Genomic DNA, 7,504 nt, shown 5'->3' with positions numbered 1-7,504 from the left:
TCTCGCCGAGCACGTCGTCCGGTACGCCCACCACCGGGGCGTCGGCCACACGGGGCGCGCTGGCCTGCGCGTTCTCCACTTCGACGGAGTACACGTTCTCGCCGCCGCGGTTGATCATGTCCTTCGCGCGGTCGACGACGTGCACCAGCCCGTCCTCGTCGATGCGGGCGAGGTCGCCGCTGTGCAGCCAGGAACCGGCGAACGTGCGGTCGGTCGCCTCCGGCTTGTTCCAGTACCCGGCGACGACGTTCGGCCCGCGGATGAGCAGCTCGCCCACACCGGCGGAATCCGGCTCGTGCAGCGCCAGATCGACCACGGGCGCGGCGAAGCCGACGGAATCGGTGTGCTCGGTCGCCCACTCGTGCGGCAGGTAGGTCGCGATCGAGGACGTCTCGGTGAGCCCGAAGCCGTTGCCCACGCGGGCCTGCGGGAACGCCGCCTTGATGCGCTCCACCAGCGAGGGCGCGATCGGCGATCCGCCGTAGCCGACGCGGGTCACCGCTCGCACGTCGAAGTCCGCGAAGTCGGGCTGGCTCAGCGCCAGCGCGTAGATCGCGGGCACGCTGGTGAGCACGTTGATCCGCTCGTCGACGATCGTGCGCAGGAACGGCCGCACGTGGAACGCGGGCAGCACCACGGTGGTGCCGCCCAGCGCGATCTGGACGAGCAACTGGGTGTTGCAGCCGGTGACGTGGAACAGCGGCACCGAGATCAGGTTCCGCTGCCGGGGGCCTTCCGCCCGGTCGATCCCGTGCACCCGCAGCACGGTCTCCACATTGGACAGGAAGTTCTCGTGGGTGGTCATCGCCCCCTTCGGGAAGCCCGTCGTGCCGCTGGTGTAGAAGATCGCCGCCAGCTCGTCGATCTGCAGGTCACCGGCCGCGTACGGCTCGCCGTCCGGCAGCGGGGCTTCCGGGCGCAGCACGGTTTTGGCGCCGGAGTCCGACAGCACGTAGTCGATCTCGGGCTGGGCGAAGCGGATGTTCATCGGCACCGCGACCGCCCCGGCGAGTTGCGTGCCGAGGAAACCGAGCACCCAGCCGACTCCGGCGGGCAGCAGGTTGGCGACCCGGTCACCGCGCTCGACGCCTGCCGCGCGCAGCCCGCCGGCCACCCGCGCCGCCCGGTCCCAGAGCTGCTGGTAGGTCAGCCGCTCGCCGTCGACCTCGACGAGGGCTTCCTGGCCGGGATGGTCGCGGACGGTGGCGCGGAACATCTCCACGAGCGAGGAGGGGAGGTCCGCGTAGTGGGCCACGCCCTGCTCGTCGCGGAACGTGCCGGAGGTGTCGAATGGTGCGGCGCCGCGCGGATGCGGGTCGATCGTGGTCACCTGCCGCTCTCCTTCCCCGCCTGCTCCCGGTTTTCGCCCGTTTTCCGTGATCGCCCGTTCTCGGTCGTCCGTTCTTGATCGCGGGAGCCTCGGCGCGGGTCTCGCATCGGGATCGTGCGGAGTCGCTGGTCGGTCCGCCCCGTGCAGGGGCGTCCTCGCTGATGTGCAGGTCGTGCCAGCCGGTACCTCGGGGCGATTAGATTTCACCGCGCGGGTGGCGTCAAGGCGCCGACTCCGTTGATCGTTCCAGCGGCCGTTCGGGTGCGTCGCGTTGATGTTGTCGACACCGTCCGATGATCGATGGTTGAATATCCGTTTCAGCGTTCTGATGAGTTCGAGTGCGGGCGCGAGATCTCGTCGGCTACTGGGTCTCGTCGGCTACTGGGTCTCGTCGGCTACTGGGGTGGAGCCGAGTTCCTCGGCTATCGGTGATCGAGCGGGAGTTCCACGCTCTGATCTTGCAAGTGTATCCGGCGAATCCGGCATTCCCGGCCCGGCTTTCTCGGTCCCGGCTTTCTCGATCTCGGCCTGCTCGATCCGCGTACCGCTTTCGCCGAAGAATGGATCATCATGGCACAACTGCACACCAGTCCCGAATTCGAGGCGCTGTCCGCCCGGCTCGACGACATCGCGCCGCTGCTGCAGGAGCAGGCCGCGGCGAGCGAGGAACTCGGCCGCCTCACCGACGAGGTCGCCGCGGCGTTGTGGGGCAGCGGCGCGTTCCTGACCAGCATTCCGCGGGAGCTCGGCGGCTACGAGTTCGCGCCGCGCCAGATCATCGACACCGTCGCGCGGGTCGCTTACGCGGACGCCTCGGCGGGCTGGGTGTTCATGGCGCTGCAGATGCTCACCGGCACGACGGCGGGCTTGCTGGGTCCGGCCGCGGCAGCCGAGTTGTTCCCCGATGCCCGCAACGGGCGGCACGCATTGTTCGCCGGGCAGGGGACCAAAATGGGGGATGCGGTTCGGGTGGACGGCGGTCACCGGATCAGCGGGCACTGGCATTTCGCCTCGGGCGTTTCGATGGCCAGCCACATCCACACCTCGGCGCGGTGCGCGGAAACGGGCGAGGCGTTCATCTTCGCGCTGCCGCTGGAACAGGTGACGCTCATCGACAATTGGGATGTGCTGGGCCTGCGCGCCACCGCGAGCATCGATTACTTCTGCGAGGACGTGTTCGTGCCCGACACCCACTCGCACGGAATCGCGACCACGGACGCGCGCCACGGCGGCGCGCTCTACCGCGTCGGCCTGTTGAACATGGCCTGCATCATCCACACCGGCTGGGCGCTCGGGGTCGGCAGGCGGCTGCTGGACGAGCTGCGCGAACTGGCCGCGAAGAAGTCCGGTGCACCGGGCGCGACGGTGGACACCGACCACTTCTACGCGGAGTACGCGCAGGCGGAGGCGAAGCTTCGCGCGGCGCGCGCGTGGGCGATGGAAGTGTGGGCGGGCAACGAGGACGCGCTCGACCGCGGCGGGATGCTGTCCACGGAGCAGGAAACGCTCAGCCGGCTCGCGCTGAGCAACGCGACCTGGTCGGCGCACGCGGTCGGGCAGACCGCGTACAAGTGGGCCGGTACCGCCGGGTTGCGAAGCGGCGCGCTGCAACGCTTCTTCCGCGATCTGCACGCCGGTACGCAGCACGTCACTTCCGGGCCGCTCGTGCTGCAGAACTGCGGCAAGTGGCTGTCCGGCCTCGCGCCCGAGGGCCGCTGGGTCTTCCTCGACCTGCAGGAGCAGGGGTGAGCGGGTGGCGGCGAGCACTGAGCGGGACCACCGGCTTTTCCGGGCACCGGCCGATTTTGAGCGGATCGGACAAATTTCGCCGAGTGTGCGCCGAAAAGCGCAACGGACTGGTTCTCGCCGACTCACCTTTTCGAGATGCCCATTGCGAAAGTGGTGGATGTACGGACCGGAATGCTCGTGCCACTCTGTCCGGCACTGCCGGTACCAGGGCCATGGTCCCAAGACCGCTGCACCGGCTCCGTGCGGAAAGGAAGTCCACATGGGGGAGTCGCACGACCTTCGCGGGCCCGGTGCGGTGCGCCCCGCTCCGGAGGTGATCGGCGGGGCCGGTGCCTTCCGGAACCGGGCCTTCCGGAACCGGGCCTACCGGAACCGGCCCTTCCGGGACCGGATCTTCCGGAACCGCTGCTTCCGGCCCGCTCGGCCGATAGCATCGCCGCCTCGGCATCGCCGCGGTGGGGGTCCGCAACAGCGCCGTCCCGGCCAGGAACGCGCGGGTTTCCGGCTTCTTCCTGCGGCAGAAGGGAAATGGTCATGGTAAGTGGGGATGCTGCGGAGAGATCCGGCGCGCAGCGGCTCAGCGGCCCGGTGCTGGTGGTGCTCGCATCGGTCATCGCGGCCTTCGGCGGTTTGCTGTTCGGTTACGACACCGGCGTCGTGGCGGCTGCGCTGCCGTTCATCACCGACGCCTTCGCGCTCGACGACACGATGAAGCAGGTGGTGACCGCCTCGCTGCTGGCAGGCGCCGTGGTCGGGGTGATCGCGGGCGGGGCGTTGTCCGACCGCTTCGGACGCCGCACGACCCTGCTGGGCGTGACCGTGCTCTACGCGCTGGCCACGGCCGCTTCCGCGATCGCACCGGCGACCGGGTTCCTGATCGGCGCGCGGTTCTTCCTCGGCGTCGCGATCGGCATCTCGTCGCTGGTGGTGCCGACCTACATCGCGGAGATGTCGCCGCCGAAGAACCGGGGCGCGCTGGTGTCCCTGCACCAGTTCATGGTCACCGTGGGCATCCTGATCGCCTACCTCGTGGGGTACGGCCTGGCCGGGGAAGCCAGCGGCTGGCGGTGGATGATCGGCGTGGCCATCGCACCCGCGGTGCTGATGTTCCTGGGCGTGCTGATCCTGCCCGAGAGCCCGCGCTGGCTCGTCGCGAACGGGGAGCAGGAGCGCGCTCGCGGCGTGCTGGCGCGGACCCGTCCGGCGGAACGCGTCGCCGACGAGCTCGCGGAGATCATCGAGACCGTCCGGGAAGAGGGGCGGATCACCTACCGGGAACTGCTCGGCCCGCGCTTCCGGCGGTGGATCTCGGTGGGTGTCGTGGCCGCGGGCGCGAGCCAGGTCGTCGGCGTCAACGCGATCATCTACTACGTCCCGACGATCCTGGAGGACGTCGGCGGGTACGGGAAGACCACCGCCATCGGCGTCTCCGTGGCGGTGGGCATCGTCAACGTGCTGTTCACGATCCCCGCGCTGCTGTGGATCGACCGGATGGGCCGCAGGGGGTGGATCCTCGGCGGCACCGTGGTGATCATCGTGGCGCTGGCCGCGCTCGGGGTGGTCTTCCTGTTCCCGTTGCAGAGCACCGGGACGTTCGTCGCGCTGCTGATCGTGCTGATGGTTTACGAGTCGGCGTTCGCGTGCAGCCTCGGGATCGCGATCTGGCTGGTGAACAGCGAGATCTTCCCGAACAACGTGCGCGGCAAGGCGGCGTCGTTCGGGATCGTCACGCACTGGGGCCTGAACCTCGTCGTGTCGCTGACGGTGCTCACCCTGATCAACTCGATCGGCGCGTCCGGGGTCTTCTGGCTCTACGGCGTGCTGGGGCTGCTGTGCCTGATCTACCTCTACCGGTGGCTGCCGGAGACGAAGAACCGCACTTTGGAGGAGATCGAGGCCGACCTCACCAAGACGGGGCAGGCCCAGCCGGACTGATCGAGCGCGCGTTGCGGTCGGCGGCCGGATGGCCGTCGGCCGCTTTTTGTTCGCACCGCCTTTCCGATGCGTTTCGAGCGCCGCGGCGCGCGGTTTTGGTCGTTGCGGTGCGGGAATTCGTAGCGGCGGAAGGCCGGATGGTCCGCGAGGCGGTGCGCGATTTAGTGCCTCGGCCGGGCTCGGTGCGGGCCACGTGCGCGCGGAGTGATCAAGGGTCACGGAATGTCGCCTGCGGCGTTTCTGGAACGTTCCCGAGCGGGTGTCCGGCATTTCGCTTGATGTTGGAGCGTGCCCGTCCATGTGGCTCCCCGTACGAACCGGACCGCGGCTTCGGCCGTCCGACGGACCCGCACCGACCCCCGCGGGCGCCGCAAAACACCTGGTGAGACCGCACCGTACCGTAGCTGCCCGTACGGACCGGCCGACGCGCTCCTGCGGACCGCAGCCTTAAGGGCAACGTCGTTGCCCTGTTGACTTTGTTTGGTTTTGGAACCATAGTCTGTCCGCATCGGTTAATTCTGGTAAATCCGCCGGAATGGAATCGATGGGAAGTGCCCCCTCGCCAGGCGAGAGAGGAATGGTCGATCAACTATGGCCTCGAGCAGCGCGATGCGCGCGACCGAGACACCGGAAGCGCTGGTCGCGGAGAATTATCGGGACGCGTTCCGGTCCCTGTTCGAGCAGTCCGGCATGTGCATGGCGAACCTGGATCCGGGAATGCGCGTGCTGGAGGTGAACACGTACTTCTTCAAGCAGTTCGGCCGCGGTGCGGCGGACGTGCGCGGCCGCAGCTTCTACGACTTCCTGCACCCGAGCGTGCGCGGCAAGTTCCAGCACCGGTTCAACCGGCTGGTCGAGGGCCGCAACCGGCGGTTCGTGGAGCACGCGGTCGCCGTCGGCGCCAAGGACGCGCTGTTCGGCGGCGAGCTCACCGGCATCGCGGTGCCCGACCGCTCCGGCCGGGCCGAAGGCGTGATGGTGCTGCTGCAGCCCGACGAGGCGCAGCGCTCCGCGATGGTCACCGGCAAGGAGAAGCTGCTCAGCGAGATCGACGCCCGCATCCTCGAAGGCGTCGCCGCCGGGGAGTCCACCGTGCAGCTGGCCGCCAAGCTCTACCTCAGCCGCGGCGGCGTCGAGTACCACGTGACCACCCTGCTGCGGAAGCTGAAGGTCACCAACCGCCCGGCGCTGGTGTCCAAGGGCTACTCGATGGGCATCCTGGACGTCGGCCAGTGGCCGCCGCGGGTGCTGCCGGAATATGTGAAGTGACCCGGGTGTGCCCGCGATGCAGGAGGGTGCGGATTCGTGAAGGCGCGTGCAGAGGCGACGAGGTTTTGGCGGCGGCTCGGGCGGACGTTGGGCGGACGGGCGCCGGACGACCAACAACCTGCCGATGAGCCCGGACCCGCGCAGCGGGAGCAGGTGCCTTCCGCGCGCACCATCGACGGCTCCGCGGTGCGCAAGGTGATCATCGCTTGCGACGCGGGAATGGGCAGCAGCGCGATGGTCGCCGCCCAGCTCTCCGAGCGGCTCGAACCGCACCGCGTGGCCGTCGTGCACGCGTCCGTCGGGGACCTCCCGGCGGACGCGGATCTGGTGCTGTGCCAGGAAACCCTGCTGGAGCGGGTGCGCAGGGAGGACCTCGGCGGGGCGGTGCTGCTGGGTTTCCGCAGCTTCCTCGGCGACCCGGTTTTCGACGAGGTGGCGCAGGCGGTGCGGGACGGCGGCCGCCTTGGCGGCTGAGCACCGGCCGCCCCGCCGCGCCGTCCGATCAGGACCGGCGCTGCTCGCGGGTGAGCTCCCGCAGCGAGACGGCGCCTGACCGAGGTTCCGCCAAGCGACCACCCACGCAGAACGAGCTCGACAGACTTTTGGTGCGGCGGGTGCCGCGGAGGAGGACAGGTGAAGGTCGCGCGTTTCTACGCTCCGGGCGACGTCCGCATCGAGCAGGCGCCGGAGCCCGAACCGGGGCCGGATGAGCTGAAGCTGCGGGTGCGCAACTGTTCGGCCTGCGGCACCGACCTGAAGATCTACCGGCACGGCCACCACCACATCGACCCGCCGCGGGTGCTCGGGCACGAGATCGCCGGTGAGGTGGTGGCCACCGGCGGCGGCACCACCGGTTTCACGCCGGGCGACCGGGTGCAGGTCATCGCCGCGATCCCGTGCGGGGAGTGCGCGGTGTGCAAACGCGGGCGCCCGTCGGTGTGCCCGGACCAGCGGTCGATGGGCTACCACTTCGACGGCGGCTTCGCCGAGCACGTGATCGTGCCGGAGAACGTGCTGCGGGTGGACGGGGTGACCGCGATCCCGGACGGCGTCGGCTTCGACGAGGCATCGGTGGCCGAGCCGCTGGCCTGCGTGCTCAACGGCCAGTAACTCGCCGGGGTGGGGCCCGGCGACGGCGTGGTGGTGATGGGGGCCGGGCCGATCGGCTGCCTGCACACGCGGCTCGCGCGGGCGCCCGGTGCCGCGGCGGTGTTCCTGGTC

General features: G+C 69.6%; 6 protein-coding genes. 5 read left to right on the top strand and 1 reads right to left on the bottom strand.

The features are described from left to right. Window positions 1–1,330: class I adenylate-forming enzyme family protein (locus IJH84_RS00280; RefSeq protein ID WP_295138764.1), on the bottom strand; the 1,330-nt coding region annotated here is incomplete at its 3' end. A gap of 570 nt (window positions 1,331–1,900) precedes the next feature. Here IJH84_RS00280 and IJH84_RS00275 point away from each other — a divergent pair. The 5 genes from IJH84_RS00275 to IJH84_RS00255 all read left to right on the top strand — a co-directional run bounded on the left by IJH84_RS00275 (window position 1,901) and on the right by IJH84_RS00255 (window position 7,393). Then, the gene (locus IJH84_RS00275) at window positions 1,901–3,079 is read left to right on the top strand and encodes an acyl-CoA dehydrogenase family protein (RefSeq protein WP_295138762.1); all 1,179 of its coding nucleotides are present in this window, start codon (window positions 1,901–1,903) and stop codon (window positions 3,077–3,079) included. A gap of 534 nt (window positions 3,080–3,613) precedes the next feature. Beyond that, window positions 3,614–5,014 (top strand): sugar porter family MFS transporter, encoded by a 1,401-nt coding sequence (locus IJH84_RS00270; protein WP_295138759.1) that lies wholly within the window; start codon window positions 3,614–3,616, stop codon window positions 5,012–5,014. Between the two features lie 591 nt (window positions 5,015–5,605). Continuing rightward, entirely contained in the window at window positions 5,606–6,283 is a 678-nt protein-coding gene (locus tag IJH84_RS00265) for a helix-turn-helix transcriptional regulator (protein ID WP_295138756.1), read from the top strand. A gap of 36 nt (window positions 6,284–6,319) precedes the next feature. Next, window positions 6,320–6,757 carry a hypothetical protein gene (locus tag IJH84_RS00260; protein WP_295138753.1) on the top strand — a complete coding sequence of 146 codons (438 nt, stop codon included), beginning with the start codon at window positions 6,320–6,322 and terminating at the stop codon, window positions 6,755–6,757. 159 nt (window positions 6,758–6,916) lie between these two features. Next, window positions 6,917–7,393, top strand: coding sequence for an alcohol dehydrogenase catalytic domain-containing protein (locus IJH84_RS00255; protein ID WP_295138750.1), 477 nt, complete (start codon window positions 6,917–6,919; stop codon window positions 7,391–7,393). Window positions 7,394–7,504 lie beyond the last annotated feature (111 nt).

The organism is Saccharopolyspora sp. (assembly GCF_017434145.1).
In the GTDB taxonomy this organism is placed as follows: Bacteria; Actinomycetota; Actinomycetes; order Mycobacteriales; family Pseudonocardiaceae; genus Saccharopolyspora_C; species Saccharopolyspora_C galaxeae.
Note: the sequence above shows the minus strand (reverse complement) of the source record. Positions and strands in the feature narration are given on the sequence as shown.

Excerpts from the sequence above, each read along its gene's own strand:
- IJH84_RS00270 (WP_295138759.1), top strand. The coding sequence starts at position 3,614 with ATGGTAAGTGGGGATGCTGCGGAGAGATCCGGCGCGCAGCGGCTCAGC.
- IJH84_RS00275 (WP_295138762.1), top strand. The coding sequence starts at position 1,901 with ATGGCACAACTGCACACCAGTCCCGAATTCGAGGCGCTGTCCGCCCGG.
- IJH84_RS00265 (WP_295138756.1), top strand. The coding sequence starts at position 5,606 with ATGGCCTCGAGCAGCGCGATGCGCGCGACCGAGACACCGGAAGCGCTG.